Here is a 20,313-nt window from a genome sequence, read left to right as displayed (position 1 = left end):
CACGTCGCGCAGCATCTCGTGCCCGCTACGGCTTGCGATAATGTACGACCAGCAACACGTCCGACGGAGGATAATCCGGGTGCGCCCGGCTATCGGACTTCACGACCGAGGGCCCGCTCTGGGGCGCGATGTTGCCAAAGATGTGCAGTACTTCGGCACCTGACTCGGCTAGCCAGGCATTGACGTCGGCTTCCAACGTCGAGAGCGCGTTTTCGATGCCCTTGAAAATTTTGATTTGTTGCATAAGGTCCGTTCAAAGTTGTCCCATGTGCCAGACAGGCATTTTACCGCGCGGACCTGCTGCCGGCGATCAACCGCGTAACGCAGTGGTGCGCCGCGCATGGCTCGAAGCCGGCGCGGATGGTACTGTTAGCCACGAGAGCTGCCCATTTTTCCGGTTGGCGAAGGCTCGACCGGAATCGCGCACGTCAACTGGCCAAAACGTTCCCAATCACACGCCCAGAGGGACTAACCGATGCCGCCACTATCGGGCATCCACATTCTTGATCTTTCGCTGTTATTGCCGGGTCCGCTGGCCACGCAAATCCTGCGCGACATGGGCGCCCGCGTCACAAAGGTCGAGCCCCCTAGCCCCGGCGATTACATGGCGTTATGGCCGCCAATGGTCGGTCCGGTCTCTGCGACCTACGCGGCAATAAATCGCGGTAAGGAAACCATGTCGTTAAATCTCAAGGAAGACGCCGACCGGCAGCGGTTCATGGAACTCGCGCGCGACGCCGACGTGGTACTGGAAGGTTTTCGGCCGGGAGTCATCGATAAACTCGAAATCGGTTACGAGCGGTTGCGCGCGATCAACGCCCGGCTCGTACTGTGCAGCATTTCGGGCTACGGTCAGAATGGTCCCTACGCGCAGCGGGCCGGACACGATCTGAATTACCAGGCCCTGGCAGGCGTGCTGTCGATCGCCGGGGGCGATGCAACCAGTCCCGCCAACCCACCGCTACAAGTTGCCGATACCGCCGCCGGATCCTACGCGGCGGCGATGCTCGTGCTGGCGGCGCTACTGGAGCGGGAGAAAACGGGCCGTGGCCGACACATCGACGTCAGCATGTCCGAGCAGTTGTTGCCGCTGATGTCGACTCTGTACGCCGCGGCCGGCGCGGAGGAGAAGGATCCACGCCGCGACGGAGAGTTGCTCAGCGGCGGGGCGCCCTGTTATCGGATCTTCCGCACCAGCGACGATCAATACGTCACGATCGGCGCGCTCGAGCCGAAGTTCTGGCTGGCCTTGGTCACTCGGCTGGGCATGCCGGAATTGGCGAACGCCCCCTTTCACGGCGGCCCCGAGGCCGACGGCACCGTGGTCCGACTGGCCGATGCCTTTGCCACCAGAACCCGAGCCCAATGCGAGGCAATGTTCGCCGAGGTCGATGCCTGTTGCGAAGCGGTGCTCACATTCAGCGAAGTTTGCCGCCATCCGCAATGGGTGTCGCGACGCAGCTTCGTTTCATTCCCCACGCCAGACGGTCGCTCGCTGCAGTTACCGAAAATGCCGGCGTCGCTGGCCGGCTTCGAAACCGACGAGCGAGACAAGTAGCTCTACGTTTGCGACACGCACAACGCATCAGATGCGGATGAAAATTCGCTTCGTGTACATCCACCACAGAATGGCGAACTCCAGCGCCAGTTGGACGACGATCGCCACGACGCCCGCCCAATTCCCTAGCCGGGCGGCGATTTCCCCGCCGACGAAACGCTGCGCGATCTGGTCAAAGGGAACAATCTCGGCTGCGATATAGATGAATATCGCGTTCGACCCGATCACCACAAACGGAAAGCACCAGCGGCGCCACTGCCAAATGTCGATCGTTTGATAAAACAGCGCCAACAGCAAACAGCTATACCCACCGGCCACCAGGGTGTACGACGACGTCCACATCTTCTTGTTGATCGGAAACCAGTTTCCCCAGGCAAACCCGACGGCCAGCGCCACGGTCGCCGCGGCGACCAGCAGCCATACCTTCTTCTGCGGCAGCACGCGAACGTTGGCCAGCAACTCGCCGCTCAAGAGCCCTATCAAGCAACTGCCGATCGCGGGGATCGTGCTCAATAAACCTTCAGGATCCCAGCCAAGATCTCTGAACCAGGCGCGCCCGGGCAGCAGCAGCCGGTCGACATGCCCCGCCAGGTTTCCTTCGGGTGTAAAGTCCCCCGAGCCAAAGCCCGGCACCGGCACCAGCGTCATCAGCGCCCAATAGCCCAGCAGTATTCCAGTCAACAGGATGGCCTGCCCGCGCGGACGCAGGTTGAGAAACACTATCGCGCCGCACAGGTAGCAAACAGCAATGCGTTGCAGCACGCCGACCCAGCGAATCTCGTTCAAACTGTTCGACAGCCCGCCGTAGAACAGCACGCCCAGCACATACAGCACCAGGGCCCGCCGCACGATGCGCGCGTATAGCTCGCCGCGATCCGCCAACTCGTCACGTTTCTTGCCCAGCGAAAGCACGATCGAAACGCCGACGACATAGATGAACAGCGGAAAGATCAAATCATAGAAAGTGAAGCCGTGCCACTGGCGGTGCTCCAACTGCTCGGCGGCAAAAGCCACCAGCGGCCAGTCCGACAATTCATGGAGCGCTGCGACCAGCCCATCGGCCCCCATAATCCAGAACATGTCGAAACCGCGCAGGGCATCGACCGACAACATTCTGGCAGGCGCGGAAGCGGATTCGGCGGGTGGCATGGAACAATCGGTGGGTACTGGTGGGCGGGCATCGACCGTGCCACGGCAGCGAAAGCACAAAATGGCCTCGGCAGCCGTCGGCTCGCCATTCTGGTCGTGTGCTGCCGTGGTAACAAGCCTGCGTTTCCGCTTTGGTATCAATTGCGTCGCTGGTTACACTGACCCGCAAGCTACGGTTCTTTAGGTGAGATGGCCGCGGTTCCGCAGCCAATGGGACGCGCCAACGGGAAAAACGGTGTGCGACAATCCTTGTTCATCGAACTGAGGAGGGTTTAGCCATGTTCTCGTCGCTGATGGGTGTGTTGATCGTGCTGTTCTTCCTGCTGATTCCGATCTGGGCTGTCGCAAAACTGTTGTTCAGCGATACCTCGACCTAGCCATGCGCGGGGTACCGAACGGCCACGATTTCGTTGCCCCTCGGGCGCGATTGGCTTACACTGACGGGACCCTGCCCGACGTTTCCCACCCTGTCACCGCGGACGCACGCACGCCATGTCACGGATGTTCTCGCGCCGGCAGATGCTTCAGATCGGTGGCCTTGGGCTGGCCGGTGTCTCGTTGCCGCGCTTGCTGCGCGCCGAGGCCAACGCTTCGGCAGCCGGCCTGACGCCCCGCGCGGACTCGTGCATCATCATCTTCTTGAACGGCGGTCCCAGCCATCTCGACATGTGGGACATGAAGCCCGAGGCACCCGACGGCATTCGCGGCGAATTCCAACCAATCGCGACCACCCTGCCAGGCGTTCAGTTCTCGGAACATCTCCCGCGCCTGGCCACGCAAATGCATCGCGCGACGTTGATCCGCTCGATGCATCACAGCGTCAACAACGCACATGCCGCGGCCGTGTACACGTCGCTCACCGGACACGATCGAGGCGAAATCGGCGGCGGCACTTTGCCGACCGATAATCCTTCGCCCGGTTCGGTATTGGCGATGCTGCGCCCGCCCCAGCGGCAAATCGTCCCGCACATCACGTTGCCCTACATTACGAAGGAAGGGGCCGGCGGTCCGCCGCAGCCGGGCTTTTTCGGCGGACTGTTGGGGCGGTCGTTCGATCCGCTGTTTGTGCTGCGCGATCCGAACGCGGCCGATTTTGCAGTGCCCGAGCTGACGCTTCTGGCCGACGTGTCGCTCGAACGATTGGCCGCCCGACGGTCGTTGCTCTCCGAAGTCGATCAGCGCTTTTCCGGCCCGGGTCGCTCGGCGCAAGATTCGCTCGATCGGTTTCAGCAGCGGGCGCTCGATCTATTGACCTCGGAAACGACGCAACAGGCTTTTCGCCTCTCGGCTGAACCCGATAGCGTTCGCGACAGTTACGGCCGCAACATCTATGGCCAAAGCGTGCTGCTCGCGCGACGCATGATCGAGGCCGGTACGCGCCTGGTAACGATCTCCTGGGCGCCCGACGCCAATGCCACGTGGGATACCCACGGCGGCAACTTCCAAAAGTTGAAAGATATTCTGCTACCGCAATTCGATGGAGCTTGCACGAGCCTGATCACGGACCTGGCCGATCGCGGACTGCTCGACCGCACGCTCGTCGCGGTGCTGGGCGACTTTGGCCGCACGCCGAAGATCAACGCCAACAACGCCGGCCGCGATCACTGGAATTTCTGCTACAGCGTTTTTCTGGCGGGCGGTGGCTTCAAGCCCGGCTTCGTCTACGGGGCCAGCGACAAAATCGGCGCCTTCCCGGCCCGCAATGCCATGACCCCCGGCGACTGCATCGCCACGATCTATCACGTGCTGGGAATCGACTCGGGCATGTTCATTCATGACCAGTTCCAGCGGCCGCATCGGCTCGTCCCGCACGGCGACGTGATGGGCGAACTGCTGGTCTAAGCGGCGGCAATCGAAGCGTGCCGCACACCGCTCTACGTCCCCCTCGCGAAGGCCGCGCGTGCCCATTTCTAAAGCGTAAGCGGTCGAAATTGCGGGCAATCTCCCGGGCATCATTTCGGCATCCGCGCGGATTTATCATTTTATGACAGGTCCGTAATCTCTTTCCCAATAGCTAGTTGCGGTCGCCCGGCTGGCATCGGCCCCAATGCCTCTCGGTAACTGGCATCCCGGTTGCTCAGTGGGACATCGCTAGCAATGCGCTTGGCTGGGGCACCTTTTCTCCCGCCACAAGGAACTGTGGCGCGAATCGCCTGGGGGCAATCCATCGCCGTCGCGAATCGACCGCGGCGACGTTCGAACACTGCAGGACCGCAGTTACCGCAACAGGGGCGAATCTGGACCGCTGATCTACCACGACAAGTAAATTCGCGCGACGCATCGCAAGCGCTCGACGCGATATTCAAGGTTCGACTGGCTTCCGCCTAGCCAGAAGAATGCCCGTGCTTGGGTGAGTGGCGCAAGTCGCTCGCCCAGCACGGGTTTTTCTTCTTCTCGCCAGCGACATAACTAGCCCGCTTGGCGAACCGCAAAGTCTGTAGCTGGGGTCTGTGACCGCGGAGCGCCAATTTTGCGGCCCGGCCTCGAAGAGGCCAGCTACAGAAGAATAGCCACAGGTTTTCAACCTTGCCGCTCCCAGTCTGCAAAGCCCCACCCCTTGGACTGACCGCATCGGCCGGGTAGCCTTGAGGTCGTTCGGGGGCTCAGGGAACTAACCGCCGCGATTTCTATTCACGGCGTGGTCCATATGGGAAGCAGGCATGCGGCAAATCGGGACCGTTCCTCAGGGCCGCGATGCACAGCGCCTGGCCGACTATCTGCTGACCCTCGGCATTCGCAGCCGCGTCGATGTCCAGGACTCGGGATCCGCGATCTGGGTCTACGAGGAAGACCAGCGGACCCAGGCCCAGACGGCACTCGAAGAGTTCGTGAAAAATCCTGCCGACCCGCGCTATGACGAGGCGGCCCGCCAGGCCCGCGCTCTCGAGCGTGCTAATGCCGCTCAAGAGCGACAATATCGCAAGAACGCGATCGACATGCGCAGCCGGTGGGACAATCGCGGCGGCGGACGGCGTCCGATCACCGTGGCGCTCGTGTCAATCAGTTGCGGCGTCGCGCTCTTCATGGGCTTCGGCGCTCCGGCGTCCAACATCGTCAAGCTTTCCGAGCTGTGGATCACGCCCCCCGTGGTGTTTGGCAACCAGCTGAGCTTCTTAACGCTGTCGGTCACGCTACGCGGCGAGTGGTGGCGATTAATTACGCCGATCTTCATCCACATGAGCGCGGTGCATCTGCTCTTCAATATGTTCGCGACGTTCGATCTGGGTTCGCTGGTAGAATTTCGCATCGGCTCCCTGCGCACGGCCGGCCTGGTCGTACTCATCGCGGTGCTCTCAAACCTAGGCGAATACTTTTGGGACGCGCATCGCGGCATGCCTCCTTACTTCGGTGGCATGTCGGGCGTTGCTTACGGGCTGTTCGGTTACATCTGGATTCGCGGGCGCCTCGATCCAACGTCCGGATTTCTGCTGAGCTCCGGCACGGTAATGATGATGTTATTTTGGTTTTTTCTTTGCTTTACACCTGCCATGAGCAACATCGCCAATGGGGTGCATGCCGTGGGGCTCGTCACGGGTATTCTTGCGGCATACGCACCGTACGCCTGGCGTGGGCTGCGCCGCTGATTTTCCGGCAATCTTTAACTAAGCCGCACACGACACGTCTGCGTGCTGGGGCACTTTGCTCTGTACACCGGATATATCGTCTCGCTTCGCACGTGACCGGGCAAAAACCCACGCGGCACGTTCTCTAGTACTTGCCAGCCGCCGCGAAAAGCTCATACAATGCGGCCACCGCGAAGGTCAGTAAACGACCAAGTGGCGTGAAAGAAGAGCGAATCTGGATGCGGCGTCGGAACACTCTTGCGTCGGCAAGTGTGTTCTGCCTCAAAGCGGCGTCGCGTGTGCGTGCGAGGAATGGGTAGAGCGATCGCCGGCGTGCGTTTCGGACCTATACCGACGCGCGGGGTAGATCGAGTACGTTTTTCAAAAGGAGAGATATCGATGAGACAGTTGTTCGCCTTCGTAGCGATCCTGGGTCTGGGCGTTGCCATCATTGGCTGTGGCGAGCAGAAGAAGCCCGCCACAACGCCTGCTCCCGCAGCTCCTCCGGCTGAAGCCCCCAAGTAGTCCGCTAAGAGCAGAACTCGTCCGATAACCGTGGTTCGCCACGGCGTGGTTTTCCACGAGGGGGGCGAGCATTAGCGAGAATTTCGCAAGAGGGAGGCATGCCTTGGCATCCTCCCTCTTTTTTTGCGCGCTGTTGAGTTTCTACGCGCGCTCGTGCGGCACGCCTCACGCAGTCTCGGCCTGCGTCAGCCCTAGCTCGGCGATCATAGTTTCGCGGATTTTGAATTTCTGGATCTTGCCGGTGACCGTCTGCGGAAAGACTTCGACGAACCGCACGTAGCGCGGCACCTTGTAATGCGCCAGTTTGCCGCGGCAGAAGTCCCGCACTTCGCTCTCGCTTAAGCCCGCCCCCGCTTTGAGCTTGATCCACGCACACAGCTCTTCCACGTATTTAGGATCCGGCACGCCGACCACGCTTGCCTGTTCCACCGCAGGGTGCGTGAAAAGGAATTCCTCGATCTCGCGTGGATAAATGTTTTCGCCGCCGCGAATGACCATGTCCTTGATACGGCCCGTGATGCGGTAGTAGCCGTTCGATTGCCGAACCGCCAGATCCCCGGTGTGCAGCCATCCCTCGGCGTCAATCGCCTTGGCCGTGGCCTCGGGATTGTTGTAGTAGCCGAGCATGACGACATGCCCGCGCGCACAGAGTTCTCCTTGCTCGTTATCGCCGAGCGCGCGACCGTCGGCCGCGTCGATCAGCTTGACCTCGACCCCCGGCAGCGGCCGGCCGACGGTTTCGACTCGCAGCTCCATAGGATCGTCAAATCGCGTCTGCGTGATCACGGGCGACGCTTCGGTCTGACCGTAGGCGATCGTAATCTCCCGCGCGCCCATCCGGTCCACGACTTGTCGCATGACCTCGATCGGGCAGGGGCTGCCCGACATGATGCCCGTGCGCAGGCTGGACAAATCCCGGCCGGCGAAACTTTCGTGCTGCAATTGCGCAATGAACATGGTCGGCACGCCATACAGCACCGTAGCGCGCTCTTTTTCGATCGCCGCCAGCGTCGCGCCGGGATCAAACGACTCGGCCGGCGCGATCATCGCCGAGCCATAAACGATCGAACACATGTTCGCCAGCACGCAGCCGAAGCAATGATAGAACGGCACCGGAATGCAAATCCGGTCGCGCTCGCTCAGCCGCTGACACGCCCCCACGTAAAAGGCGTTGTAGAGCAAATTCCGATGGCTCAGCGTGGCCGCCTTCGGAAAGCCGGTCGTACCTGAGGTGTATTGAATGTTAATCGGATCCGTCGGGAACAGTTGCTCGCCGAGGGCCACCAGGTCAGTCGCCGCATCGGCGCCATTGAGCATTGATTCCCAGGAAATTGCACCGCGGGGCGTCTCCCCTTTCAGCGCCACGACCGATCGCAACTTAGGAAAACGGTCGCTCGGCAAACTTCCGCCTGGCGATCCACCCTCGAACGTCGCCAGTTCCGGACAAACCTCGGCCAGCATGGCGAAATAATCAGACGACTTGAACCGGTCGACCAGGAACAGCGCCACCGCATCGCTCTGCCGCAGTACGTACTCCAGTTCAAAGGGGCGATAGGCCGGATTGATCGTCACCAGCACCGCGCCGATTCGTGCCGTGGCGAATTGCAGGATCACCCATTCCGGTACGTTAGTGGCCCAGATCGCGACATGTTCGCCCCGTCGGATACCCAGCGCCACCAGACCACGCGCCGCGCGATCGACCTCGGCCAGAAAATCGGCGAAAGTGAATCGCACGCCGAGTCCAGGAAACACGAGTGCATCACGATCCGGATACGCGCGCGCCGTGCGCAGAAGTACCTGGCCGATCGTCAGACCTTCGATCCAGGGAATGGGTGTTTCACCCGACATGCCAATCCCTCCTCGCCTGCAGGGAGTTTTGCCGATGCCAACGTACGAATGACGCGGAGTGCGCACAAGGACCCTGCCGGTCGCCGGGCCTCTTTCATTTTACCGTCGCGCGCGTTCGAACATCGCGACCGCGATCGGCACATAGACCATCAGCGGCAACCACGCCGCCAGCGCCGGGCTAAGCATGTACACCGTGCCCAGGTATTGGCAGGAAAGCACCGTCAGCGAGTAGACGCTGACCACGCCCACGCACATGCCGATCGACAGAAACATGTTCCGGCTTTCGCGAGACAAGACCAGCGGCAGGCCCAGGAACAGCAGCGTGACATCCAGCATCGGCTGCACAACGCGCACATGGACCGCGACGCGCACGTCCGGGCCGAAATCAAGGCTGGGGTTCTTCAGACCAGTCACCATTTCGGCAATGGACGAATATTGCCGCCACTGCTGCCCACCCCGCAATTGTTCGAACGTGACATCGCTCACCACGAAACATTGGTTCGGCTTGAGCCAGTCCGGGGCATCGACCGGCGTAATGATCACGTCATGTTCGCCGACGCGCAGCGACGGCTTGGTCGCGATGCCCAATGGGTCTTTCACATCATCCAGCAGGTATCCGCCCGGCCGGCCTTCGTGCGGATCCTGATAGAAGGCATTAACGGCCGTGAGTTGCGTTCCCCACTCGCTGAATTCCGGCGGCAGCAAGAAGCTGGGGGTCTCGACCCGTTGCTCATTGGCATACACCTGGTTGCCGCGCAATAGAATGCTGGTCTGGTTATCGTGCCGCGGTCGGAACTGTTGCGCCTGATCTCCGGCCAGATCCCGCGCATCGCGGCTCAACTGTTGTCGCAGGCGAGGAATGATCACCTCGCGCCCAACGGCCGTCAGCACGGCCAACGTGACACACGCCATGATCACCGGCTTGACGACGCGCACCCGCGAAATGCCAGCCGCCATCAGCGCGGTCAGCTCGTTGTGCCTTTGAATCCAGGTCACGGTAAACATCGCCGCGATCAGCGAGATGACACCGCTCAGCCGTTCGAAAAAGCCGATCGACTTGTAAAAGTAATATTCGCCCAGCACGACGAGCAGCGATCCCTGGTCTTCCGAGAAGCGCAGAAAATCATCGAGATGGCTGAACGCGTCCAGCACGACGTACAGCCCCGTCAGGCTGATGAAGCAGATCATGAACACGTGCAAGAACTGCTTCAGCAAGTAACGGTCGAGGATTTTCATCGCAACTCGCGCAGGAAGGTGGGAACCGTCGACCTCGGCGGGGAACATGTCGCCGCCATGCTAGCACCGGCAGCAAAACTACCCGGCCAGCGGCGCACAAGATAGAACGCCGCTGACTAACCGCCAAGCCGGATTTGAAATGGGCGAAAAAGCCCGGAGAAACGCGCCGAGTGCCTGTGCCGCGCAAAGACGTTTATGCCCCACACGCCAGACCGTCAGCCCATCGTCTTCCGCAGCGCTCGGGCCAGCGCCTCGATCCCGCGGCGGATGCGTTCGACCGATTGCACGGCATAACACAGCCGGATCATGTTTGTCGCGCCGTGTCGTTGCGGGTCGGGATAAAAGTACTCGCCCGGCACGTACAGCACCCCTTCTTCCACCGCGTGGTCGAACAACGCGCCGCTCGGTCCGGCCTCGACGTCGTCGGGCAACTTCAACCAAACATAGATCCCGCCTGTCGGACGATTCCAAGAAACGCCCGGCAGCGGCCCGAGAAATTCATCGCAGGCGGCAAGCGTCGCGTTCAGCTTCGCATAATAGTGTTTGCGCAGCTTCTGAACTTGCGGCCGTAGCAGCCCCTCTTCGATGGCCGCCGTCATGACGTGCTGACTGAAGTTGGGCGCACCGAAATCGATATTCCCTTTTTGATTCGCAACCGGCTCGATCAGGTCGCGCGGCAGGATACCCCACCCCACGCGCAGCCCCGGGGAAAACGACTTTGAAAAAGTCTCGGTCAGGATCACCGTCTCGCCGTCGGCATCGTACGATCGCAGACTGGGGACGTCGGCCCCCTCGCAGCGAAGCTCCCGATAAGCGGCATCCTCGATAATGCGAATCGTACCGCGCCGCGACCAACGCTTGATCGTTTCGACGACCAGTCCGCGCCGTTCTTCGGCCAGCGTCACGGTGCTGGGATTGTCGAAATACGAGACCACATACAGCGCTTTGACGCGTCCCAGTTCACCCGCCGCGTCCAGCCGCGCGAGTTCCTCGTCGAGCGCCTCGGGAATCAGACCACGCTCGTCTGCGGCAACCCCGACGGGTCGGACACCGATGTTGTGCAAAATGCCCAGGAACACGAAGTACGTCGGCTCGGGGCAGAGCACGATGTCGCCGGGATTACACAGCGTATCGACCAGCAGATGCAGCAGCTCGTTGCTGCCGGCCGTCATCAGAACCTGATCGACCGCGATATGTTGCCCGGCCAGGGCGGCGCCGTCGTTTTCGTAAAGTTGGGCCAGCACCGCCTCGCGCAGCGGCAGGTGCCCGGCCGGCGTGCCGTACTGCAAGGCCGCCTGCGCCCGGCGGACATCCTTCAACACCGAGGCGATTGCCTGAGCCGTTTCATCGACGGGCAGCGAGACCTGGTCGACGAAGCCGGCCGCCAACGAGATCAATTCCGGATGCGCAAGCGCCTTCTGCATCAGCTCGCTGATGGGCTGGCTGGCGGCGGAAACAGCCCGACGGCTCAAGGAATCGACCGATGACATGTTCACGTTCTCTGGCCAGAAGACAGCAGAATTCGGACGGGGTAGCATAAGCAGGTACGCTTTTAGGGTCAATCTGACAGTCGTTAGGCGTAATTTGTAACGACACGTCGGCTGGTCCGAATGTTCGCTGGGAACCATCGACGACCGATCGGTGCCATGAGAATCGCGTTTGCCAGCCGGGATTTACTTCGCCGCGTGAATGCAACCAACGTGCGCAGTTGGACGCCGCGCGCGGCCCGCGCCCTGTTGGGCCTGGTCCTGCCGCCGCGCTGCGTGTGGTGTTTGCGCGACGATTTCGAATTCACTTCCGGACCGATGCTGTGTGATGAGTGCCAGTCAGTATTGATTGGCAAGCCTGCCTTTCGCTGCCCGCACTGCGGCGTTGCCTTGCCATCCGGCGATGCGCACTTCTGCGCCGGATGCCACGATCGCCGTCCGCGATTCGATCGCGTCATTCCGCTGGGTTCGTATACGGATCAGCTGCGCGATTGCGTCTTGCAGTTAAAGGGGCCAGGGCACGAGGCCCTGGCCGCGGCCCTGGGACAATTGCTGGCCGATAGGCACGCGGCAGCCTTCAACGACCTCAAAGCTAATGTCGTTCTGGCTGTACCGATGCATTGGACTCGGCGATTAATGCGCCGCGCCAACAACGCCGAACTCGTGGCGGCGGCTCTGGCGGCGCGCCTTGATGTTCCGTATTACCACCGTGGCCTGCGCCGCGTTCGCAATACGCGCAAGCAAGGCCCCATGCTGCGCACACAGCGGCTGCTGAATGTCCGCGGAGCATTTCGTGTGCATCCGGAACTCGATCTGCGGGACAAATGTGTTATCGTCGTCGACGATGTGCTGACGACCGGTGCCACCGCTAACGAAGTCGCCAAGGTTCTCAAGCGCGACGGGGCAGCCCAGGTTATCGTCGCCGTACTGGCCCGCGCGGATAACGCCCGTTGAACAAATGCGATTCCGCCTATAATGGGCGTTTCGCTCACCATTGTTCAGGAACTCATTGTGTCCTCCCGCCCGATAAGACTCGGCACACGCGCCAGTATCCTGGCCCGCTGGCAAGCGGATTGGGTTGCCGCGCGGCTGCGCGAACTGGGACACGAGGTCGAGATCGTGCTCGTCTCGACGCGCGGCGATCGTGATCAAACGCATGCGATCGGTGCGATGGGGGGCGACGGCCTGTTCACCAAGGAATTGCAGCGCAGCCTGCTGGCCGAAGAAGTCGACCTGGCCGTCCACAGCCTGAAAGATTTGCCGACCGAACCGGTCGCCGGCCTGACGATTGGCGCCGTCCCCGCCCGCGGGCCAATCGGCGACGTGCTGGTCTCGCGCGACGCGGCGAACTTCGATGCGCTACCCCGCGGAGCGATCGTGGGCACAGGCAGCCAGCGGCGCCGCGCCCAGTTGCTGCACGTTCGCGCGGATCTGACGATGAAAGACATTCGCGGAAACGTCGAAACTCGCCTGCGCAAACTGAAGGAGGGGGATTACGACGCCCTGGTCCTTGCCGCGGCCGGTCTGACCCGACTGGGCCTCGAACACGAGATCACGCAGCACTTGCCGATGACTCTGATTCTGCCGGCCATTGGCCAGGGAGCGTTAGGGCTGGAATGTCGCGCTGCCGACGCCCGCACGTTGACCGCGATTGCACCGCTCGACGATCAGGCGACGCAGGCCGCGGTCGTGGCCGAGCGTTCGATGCTCCGCGCGCTCAGCGGCGGATGCCTGGCGCCGGTCGCCGCCTGGGGACGCGTCGAGCCGGACGGACAGTTGAAGCTTACGGCCGCGGTCCTCAGCACCGACGGTCAGAAGCGTCTGCATGCCGAGCGAGTCAGCGCGCTCGATGCCGCCGAAGAATTGGGGCAGCAAGTCGCCACCGATCTGGCAGGGCAGGGAGCCGGCGATTTGATCCGCGCGGCACGCACGAATTGAAGCCGGTCCGCTAAGGCTGCCGCAGGAACGCCGGCGGCACGACTACTCGTCTTTCTCGTCGTCCTTCTCGTCCTGCGTTGTGCCCGCTTGATCGGCGCCGAACTTCACGGTGACCGCGACTTGCTTCATGCGCGTTTCGGGGTCCAGGCTTTCGATGAAGGAATCGACGTCAACGTCGTACGCGCGCAGGGCATATTGATACATCGCCAGCCCTGAGTCGCCGAGCTTCTTGTATTGAAACACATTGAATTCGGCGAACGCGGCATTTTCGCCCCACACGATGAAGCTAATCGCGACGTCCCCGGTCTCCGAATTCTGCAGCAAGTCATAGTCGATCGGGGGCTTCTGCTCCTTCAATTGCTTCGCGACCGCCTCGGCCACGGCCATCGGATCGTTAACGTCTTCGTAGGTCCGGATCGCGGCCATCCGAGTCCAGTTTTCCAGCGTTTCGTCGGCCGGGATGAACTCTTCGATCGTGTCGCCGTCGGCCTCGGCCTCGTAGGCCAACTGCAGATCGTGGCCATCGACCGTGACCGTTTTCTCGGCGACGGTGGCTTCCGCCATTTCCTCGTCCACATCGTCAGCGGCAAAGCCAACGGTGCCCAAACAGAGAAGTATCACGAGCGAACAGACGAAGAGACGCATGAAAAAACCTCGCGCAGAAGAATGCGATTGAATAACAAAGTTGGCGCATCACGCCTTAGTTACTTTGGTCGTCGCGGCGTTGGTCATCATTGCTCGACGCGTCACTGCTGCTCGTCGAGTCACTGTTCGCTGAGTCGTCACTCGCCGGATCGTCACTGGTCGATTCGCTGCTTCGCGCGTTGATCGGCTCGAATTTTTGAACCTGAAAGCCATTGCCCGCGTCGCTTAAAGCGTCAGCGCCCCCGTTGCCTTGCGACGACGCGAATTCGATAGCGTCGACGAAAAACCCTGCGCGAGCGTCGGCATCAAGGCTCTTGGCGAACGGTTCCGCCTCGTCGCCGTAGGCGCGAATCGCGTATTGGTAAGAAACCAGGCCCCCCTCCGGCCGACGGCAATACTCGAAGACGTTGTACTCGGCAAAGGACTTGTCTTCCGACCAGACCGTGAAACTCAAAACCACGGCCCCATTTTTGGGATTCTGCATCACCTCGGCATTGGCCGGCGGATCGCATTTGTCCAACTTCTTGACGATTTCCTGAACGACCTCGAGCGGATTGTCCAGCTCGGCATATTCGCGAATCGCGGCCAGCCGTGTCCAATTCTCCAGCGTTTCGCCGGTGGGAACGAACTCCATGAGCGAAGCGCCGGCTACGGCCTCGACGAAGGCGGGCTTAAACTCGCGGCCGTCGATCGTGACCGTCCGGTCGCTTGCCTGCTCCGTGACAGCCGCGGCATCGTCGTTGGCAAAGGCGGCACTGACAATGCAACACGAAACCACGATCGAATAGGCGAACGTACGCATGAGAAGCCCCCTCATAGAGAAGACGTAGGAATTGCGAAATTGCCTTTGCCCAAACATAGGTCACGATCGCCAGGCAGCGATTCAGCTACCCCACCGGCGCCACGGCGCAGTCGCGCCGAGCAGCACAAAAAGAGAATGCAACCCCGGTCGGGCAGCGGGTTTTCGCGATTGTCCCCTACCCTGCTCGGCGGACTACCGGTTAGGATGCCAGCCACGATTTGTGGGACCGATTCCGTCGTCATTAATGACCAGACTTCTAGGACTCCCGTGCAAGACATCATCGCCGAACTCAACTGGCGCGGACTGATCCATCAAACGACCGACGACGCGGCGCTGCGCAGCCGATTGGCCGAGCATTCCGTAGCCGTTTATGCCGGCTTCGACCCCACGGCCGACAGCCTGCACGTCGGACATCTCGTGGCGCTGATGATGTTGCGCCGCTTTCAACGCGCGGGCCATCGCCCCATTGCGCTCGTCGGCGGTGCCACCGGCATGATCGGCGATCCCAGTGGGAAGAGCGAGGAACGCAACCTGCTGTCGCTCGAAGCGCTCGCCCACAACGTCGCCAGCATGCAAGAGCAGATGCGCGCGTTCCTCGATTTCGGTACCGGCCCTACGGCCGCGACGCTCGTCAACAATTACGACTGGATGCGAGGCTTCAGCTATCTCGATTTCCTGCGCGACGTGGGCAAAAATTTCCCCGTAAACGTAATGCTGGCCAAGGACTCAGTCCGTAGCCGGCTCGAGCGCACCGACAGCGGACTGAGCTTTACCGAGTTCAGCTACATGCTGTTGCAGGCCTACGACTTTGTGTATCTACACCGGAACCACGGCTGCGAACTACAAATCGGCGGCAGCGATCAGTGGGGCAACATCACGGCCGGCATCGACCTGGCTCGCCGGATGCACGCCGTGCAACTGTACGGCATCACTTGCCCGCTATTGACCAAGAGCGACGGCACGAAGATGGGCAAGACCGAGTCGGGCGCCCTGTGGCTCTCGCCCGAACGGACGAGCCCCTACAAGTTCTATCAATATTGGATCAACGTCGACGATGCCGACGCCGGCAAATGCCTGCGCTTCTTCACCGATCTGTCGCGTGAAGAGATCGAATTGCTGGACGCCGCCCGGTCCACGGATCCAGGGCGTCGCGAAAGCCAGCGCCGCCTGGCCGAAGAAATCACGCGCCTCGTGCATGGCGAAGCAGGCCTGGCCAAGGCGCAGCGCGCCAGCGATATCCTGTTCGGCGCCGAAATCGCATCGCTTTCCGATAGCGAGCTGGCCGAGATCTTTGCCGACGTCCCCAGCCAGGAACTTGATCGCGGCGCACTCGCGGCGGGCTTGAACGTCATCGATGCCTTCGTCGCCGCAGGCCTGGCGAAAAGTAAGGGCGAAGCTCGCCGCACGATCACCCAGGGGGGCGGTTACGCGAACAATCGGCGCATCGCTTCGGCCGATGCAACGCTCACGCCAGCAGACCTTGCTAGCGAGACAGTGCTAGTGCTGCGATCAGGCAAAAAGAGCTACGCCCTACTGCGATTCCGCGGCTAATTTCGCCAACGGCGGCCATCCGCGTGGACCTCTGCCACGGCGGGCGAACACACGCATTGACCGATTTCCTGTCGGTTTCTACTATCCAGCCGCTTTTTGCCGCGCGCCGTTGCGCCGGCCTGTCCTTCGCGTGCGAGTTTCGAACTCTCAACCTGTTCCGGAACTACTTGAACCGTGCCATCGCTCAGGCGCAAATGCTCGCGAACCGTTTTCATTGCCGGTAGCGCCATCGGCGCGCTCGTTGTTGCGCTCGTCATTCTGATTTATTCGATTTGGCACGTCCCGGCGTTCTATCGCGCTGCGCTTCTAATCGAGCCAGAAATCCTGCGCCAAGGCAACGACGAGATGCTCGAAAGCGCGACAGCGCTGATGAACACCGCTCGGCACGAAGGAGAATGGTACGCCCTGCTGAGTGAAGAGCAGGTCAACGGCTGGCTAGCAATCGACCTCGCACAGAATCACCCCGAGCTGCTACCGCCGAACGTCGTAGACCTGCGGGCACGCTTCGAGCCTGATCGGGCGATCATCGCCTGCGGATATCAGTATCCGGGACTCTCGACGATCGTCTCTGTGAAGTTCGACGTTTATCTGGCCGAGCCGCACGTGATCGCATTGCGTGTTCACGGGGCCCGGGCGGGCGCGATTCCTGTACCGATTACGCCGATCATGGACGGCATCGCCAATGCGGCCGAACGACTCAATCTGCGCGTCGAGTGGCGGCAAGCACACGGCGACCCCGTGGCGTTTATCACTCTGCCCGAGGCTCACACCGCGACCACGGTCCTAAAGCTCGACGCACTGCAATTGCGCGACGCGGCCATTTATCTGGCCGGTCGCACCGAATCGATCTCACCAAGCACGCCGGGCATAAAGCCTCACTCGGGCGTGGCCAGCCGGCCGGACGAGAATCGAAACGTCCAGTGATCCGTCGGCTGCGCTCGAACCAGCAGCACCTGGCCGACCAACCGGTCCCCCGTTAATTCGTACAGGCACCGGTCTGGCGTAACTTCGACCGCCCGGCACACTCCGCGGTCCCATTGCGAGACTTCGCCCCGATCGCCTGAAACCGGCCCCTCGTATTCGAGATACGCCAGCCGATGATCTGGCAGCGCCGCGGCGTCGATCGTCTCGCCGTCGGACGGTTCCTCAGCGAGCGCCCACGTTCGTAGTGCGCTTCCGACTTCGATCATGAAGTCCCAGTGCGTAGCGCGCGGCGCCCCGGCCGGCATTTGATGCCACAACACCACGAAGCGCGCTCTCTGAGAATCCTGCGTTTGCACGCCAGGAATTATAGTCGAGATAAGCCACGCCTCATTGCGCGCGTGATTACGGCGCGAAGATCGTCGTCAGTTCCTCGCCGACTACCCCGGCGGGATTTCCGGCGCTCGTCGCCTGCGCGCGAAACTGCGCCTGCCCCGCCTCGTCACCGCGGGCTTGAATGCGATAGGTCAGCGTTTCGCCCGGCGCGATCGTCGGCACGGGATCAAAGCGGACCGTCTTGCCCAAGATCGCCGCGGTGGCGATGCCCCCCGGTCCGACGCCCATCGGGGTCATCTTGTCCGGCACGGTCACGGTCAGCACGACCTGGCTATCGGGCCCCTGCCCGTTGTTGGTGATCTTCACTTCATAGGTGGTATTGGCCTTCAAGGCCACGGGCTCGACAAGATCAGCCACGGCGATGGTCAATCGCGCGGCGCCTGCCGGAGGCGCGGGGGGAGCCGCCGCCTGTGTGATCGCCAGGCAGGCCTCGTCCGACGCCGTCGCACCTTCGGCCGTGGTCACCGTGGCGCGGTTACAGGCATTGGCCGCCGGCGTCACGCATTGGCAGCGCACCTGGTAACGCACGGTCTTCCCGGCCGGCAGCGAATCGAGCAGCCACACCAAATCGCCGGCCCCATCGCGTGACCAGTCGTGCCCTTCGGTGGCGCTGATGGGACTCATCGCGCGATCATAGCTGTCGGCCAGTTGCAGCTGCGTTGCCGGCACTTGGCTGGTATTCGTGATCTCGATGACGAAATCGGCGATCCCGCCGGCTGCGACGCTCGCAGGCCCCGTCTTTTTCACCGTGATTGTCGGTTTCGCCACCGACGGAGCGGCAGCCACGGCGGCATTAACGCACGCCTGGGCGTTGCCCAAAATGCCACCGGCCGTATCGTGAACTTCGAGCGTATTGCACAACTGGCCCGGCTGCATCGGCCGCAGCGTAATGATCACCCGTTGCGTCTGGCCCGGCTGAATCGCTTCGAGATTGCGTTCGATCGGGCTGGCAAGGTTGGCATGCTGCAAACCGGCGTCAAAGCGATCGACCACCGTCAGGACGGGGGTCGCCGAAACACCGTGATTGGTCACGAGCGTTATAAAGTCGACGTCCTGTCCGACCGCGGCACTCTGCGGCGCGGACATCGTCACCGTCAACGATTGCGTCGGCACGGCGACGGCCGTGATCGTCGTGGTCGCGCAACTCTGGGCAGTCGTCCCTTCGCCCGTATTGAGCACGGCGCAGTTATTGACGATGCCGGGCTGATCGGCGCGGAAATCAACTTCGATGGCCTGGCTTTGCCCCGCGCCCAGATCGCCGAGATTCCATTGCAGCGTGCCGCGCCCTGGCTGCGCCGGAGGATTGCTGCTGAGGAATGTCAGCCCGGCCGGAATCTGATTCGTCACCACCACGCCGCGCGTCGAGAGCGGGCTGGGGTTGCCGACCTCGATCCGATAACCGATCGTCGAACCCGTGGTCGCCTGGCTGGGCCCCAGTGTGCGTAGTGAAAGATTGCCCGCGGTTGTCCACGAGCTGGTCGTCACCGAATTGCCCACGACAAGCCGCTGACCATAGCTACCGCTGAGCTCGGCCGGACGCACGATCTGCACCGAGATCGTGTTCGTGCCGGGCGCTGGCGATTGTTGAGCGATTTCCGCCGTGGCCTGGCCCAATGCATTGGTCGGTTCTTCGATCACTTGCCGTTCATCGGGCGCGAAGCCGGCCGCGGGACCACCCGTGATCTCATAACGCACGATCCAGCCGACCAGAGGTGTCCGATCGGACTGTCGCGTCACGGTCGTGGTGAAGGCATGCCGTGTGCCAACGGGATTCGTAGCCGGCACTGGGAACGACCATTGGGCGTCGACCCAGTAGATCGTCGACGTGCGCTGCCGCTGATCCCATCCGAAGACGTTCGGGGCGAAGGCCGTCACGAAGCTCGCGCCTTCGACGGGCGAGGTGACCGTGACCCAAGCTTGCCCCTTCTGCACGGGCACGTCATCGTCCAGCGTGGCCGTGCCGCGCGTCAGCGCCACATACTTGGTTGAAGTGCTGCCGACGGCGAATGAATTATCGAGCTTGCGCGGCGTGTCTTGCGGATGCTTCACCCGATCGAGCCAGCTCGTTTGATTGAGATCGACGAATTGTCCCACGCCGCCGGGGGCCAACATCCATTCAACGCGTTCGCGGGCGTGCATGTAACCGTCGGGGCCGCAGATGCTGCCGACCAGCACGACTTCGGCGCCCACCGGGGCGATGACTTTCGCCGGCGCGACACGCAGGAACATCATGTTGAAATGGGTCGGCTTCGCGGGCTCGGGCACGTAGCGCGTCAGCGGCGGTGCGTCCCACAAGAAAAGGCGCTGACCCGACGGATCGATGCGCGGCAGCGTGGCCAATGCACTGCGCCCGGTCGTGGCGACGACGAGCGTCGCCAGCATCAGACATCGCCATCCTGCGATCGACTGCCGGGTCACGACAAAGAATCCTGAGGGTTTGCGCCTGCGCGCCGCCGTGCGACTGCGGACGTCGTTCGGCATTCGCCGTCGGTCCGATTGTGCGGGCCCATGTTAAACATTGCCGCCTGGAGAAAGGGTAGCATGCGATTTGGCAACGTGATGATTTTTTTCAACCAACGGCGTTGCCTGCGATCAACATGTCCTTACAGGTGGTGCAAACGCACTAACCGCGCAGTTATCAGCGTCACGATCGGAATCGCGTACACGCCTCGTCGATCGCGTCTCAATCTTCGT

Annotated in this window: 17 protein-coding genes; 8 read left to right on the top strand and 9 right to left on the bottom strand. The window is 61.9% G+C overall.

Going from position 1 to position 20,313, the window contains the following annotated elements; all coding sequences use genetic code 11:
• Positions 1–25: 25 nt before the first annotated feature.
• Complete coding sequence (locus VGN12_27720) at positions 26–244, bottom strand: hypothetical protein (GenBank protein ID HEY4313271.1); 219 nt, start codon at positions 242–244, stop codon at positions 26–28.
• 231 nt (positions 245–475) lie between these two features.
• Between VGN12_27720 and VGN12_27715 the strand changes: the two genes are divergently transcribed.
• Positions 476–1,558 (top strand): CaiB/BaiF CoA-transferase family protein, encoded by a 1,083-nt coding sequence (locus VGN12_27715; GenBank protein HEY4313270.1) that lies wholly within the window; start codon positions 476–478, stop codon positions 1,556–1,558.
• 27 nt (positions 1,559–1,585) lie between these two features.
• On the opposite strand, the gene VGN12_27710 is transcribed toward VGN12_27715, so the two are convergent.
• Positions 1,586–2,707 carry a heparan-alpha-glucosaminide N-acetyltransferase domain-containing protein gene (locus VGN12_27710; protein HEY4313269.1) on the bottom strand — a complete coding sequence of 374 codons (1,122 nt, stop codon included), beginning with the start codon at positions 2,705–2,707 and terminating at the stop codon, positions 1,586–1,588.
• 492 nt (positions 2,708–3,199) lie between these two features.
• Between VGN12_27710 and VGN12_27705 the strand changes: the two genes are divergently transcribed.
• The 3 genes from VGN12_27705 to VGN12_27695 all read left to right on the top strand — a co-directional run bounded on the left by VGN12_27705 (position 3,200) and on the right by VGN12_27695 (position 6,795).
• A complete protein-coding gene (locus VGN12_27705; protein HEY4313268.1) occupies positions 3,200–4,549 on the top strand; it encodes a DUF1501 domain-containing protein in 1,350 nt (449 codons plus the stop codon).
• A gap of 818 nt (positions 4,550–5,367) precedes the next feature.
• Entirely contained in the window at positions 5,368–6,291 is a 924-nt protein-coding gene (locus VGN12_27700) for a rhomboid family intramembrane serine protease (protein HEY4313267.1), read from the top strand.
• 378 nt (positions 6,292–6,669) lie between these two features.
• Positions 6,670–6,795 carry a hypothetical protein gene (locus tag VGN12_27695; protein HEY4313266.1) on the top strand — a complete coding sequence of 42 codons (126 nt, stop codon included), beginning with the start codon at positions 6,670–6,672 and terminating at the stop codon, positions 6,793–6,795.
• 165 nt (positions 6,796–6,960) lie between these two features.
• Here the strand turns inward: VGN12_27695 and VGN12_27690 are convergent, their stop codons facing one another.
• The 3 genes from VGN12_27690 to VGN12_27680 form a co-directional block, all read right to left on the bottom strand.
• Positions 6,961–8,643 carry an AMP-binding protein gene (locus VGN12_27690; protein HEY4313265.1) on the bottom strand — a complete coding sequence of 561 codons (1,683 nt, stop codon included), beginning with the start codon at positions 8,641–8,643 and terminating at the stop codon, positions 6,961–6,963.
• A gap of 99 nt (positions 8,644–8,742) precedes the next feature.
• On the bottom strand, positions 8,743–9,879 hold the full coding sequence (locus VGN12_27685; GenBank protein HEY4313264.1) for an LptF/LptG family permease: 1,137 nt from the start codon (positions 9,877–9,879) through the stop codon (positions 8,743–8,745).
• Positions 9,880–10,094: 215 nt separating this feature from the next.
• On the bottom strand, positions 10,095–11,369 hold the full coding sequence (locus VGN12_27680) for a PLP-dependent aminotransferase family protein (protein ID HEY4313263.1): 1,275 nt from the start codon (positions 11,367–11,369) through the stop codon (positions 10,095–10,097).
• A 156-nt stretch (positions 11,370–11,525) separates the two neighbouring features.
• On the opposite strand from VGN12_27680, the gene VGN12_27675 reads away from it, so the two are divergent.
• Positions 11,526–12,320 (top strand): phosphoribosyltransferase family protein, encoded by a 795-nt coding sequence (locus VGN12_27675; protein HEY4313262.1) that lies wholly within the window; start codon positions 11,526–11,528, stop codon positions 12,318–12,320.
• A gap of 57 nt (positions 12,321–12,377) precedes the next feature.
• Positions 12,378–13,304: a hydroxymethylbilane synthase gene (hemC, locus tag VGN12_27670; protein ID HEY4313261.1), complete on the top strand. Its 927-nt coding sequence runs from the start codon at positions 12,378–12,380 to the stop codon at positions 13,302–13,304.
• Positions 13,305–13,346: 42 nt separating this feature from the next.
• On the opposite strand, the gene VGN12_27665 is transcribed toward hemC, so the two are convergent.
• A complete protein-coding gene (locus VGN12_27665; protein HEY4313260.1) occupies positions 13,347–13,949 on the bottom strand; it encodes a hypothetical protein in 603 nt (200 codons plus the stop codon).
• A gap of 55 nt (positions 13,950–14,004) precedes the next feature.
• On the bottom strand, positions 14,005–14,751 hold the full coding sequence (locus VGN12_27660; GenBank protein ID HEY4313259.1) for a hypothetical protein: 747 nt from the start codon (positions 14,749–14,751) through the stop codon (positions 14,005–14,007).
• 267 nt (positions 14,752–15,018) lie between these two features.
• On the opposite strand from VGN12_27660, the gene tyrS reads away from it, so the two are divergent.
• Positions 15,019–16,302, top strand: coding sequence for a tyrosine--tRNA ligase (tyrS, locus tag VGN12_27655; GenBank protein ID HEY4313258.1), 1,284 nt, complete (start codon positions 15,019–15,021; stop codon positions 16,300–16,302).
• Positions 16,303–16,476: 174 nt separating this feature from the next.
• Positions 16,477–17,226 (top strand): hypothetical protein, encoded by a 750-nt coding sequence (locus tag VGN12_27650; protein HEY4313257.1) that lies wholly within the window; start codon positions 16,477–16,479, stop codon positions 17,224–17,226.
• Here the strand turns inward: VGN12_27650 and VGN12_27645 are convergent.
• Together VGN12_27645 and VGN12_27640 are read right to left on the bottom strand one after the other, a co-directional pair.
• Complete coding sequence (locus tag VGN12_27645) at positions 17,178–17,549, bottom strand: DNA polymerase ligase N-terminal domain-containing protein (GenBank protein ID HEY4313256.1); 372 nt, start codon at positions 17,547–17,549, stop codon at positions 17,178–17,180. The genes VGN12_27650 and VGN12_27645 overlap by 49 nt on opposite strands.
• A gap of 79 nt (positions 17,550–17,628) precedes the next feature.
• Positions 17,629–20,001, bottom strand: a complete 2,373-nt coding sequence (locus VGN12_27640) for a hypothetical protein (GenBank protein HEY4313255.1) — start codon at positions 19,999–20,001, stop codon at positions 17,629–17,631.
• Positions 20,002–20,313 lie beyond the last annotated feature (312 nt).

The sequence above is a fragment of the Pirellulales bacterium genome, from assembly GCA_036499395.1.
In the GTDB taxonomy this organism is placed as follows: Bacteria; Planctomycetota; Planctomycetia; order Pirellulales; family JACPPG01; genus JACPPG01.
Note: the sequence above shows the minus strand (reverse complement) of the source record. Positions and strands in the feature narration are given on the sequence as shown.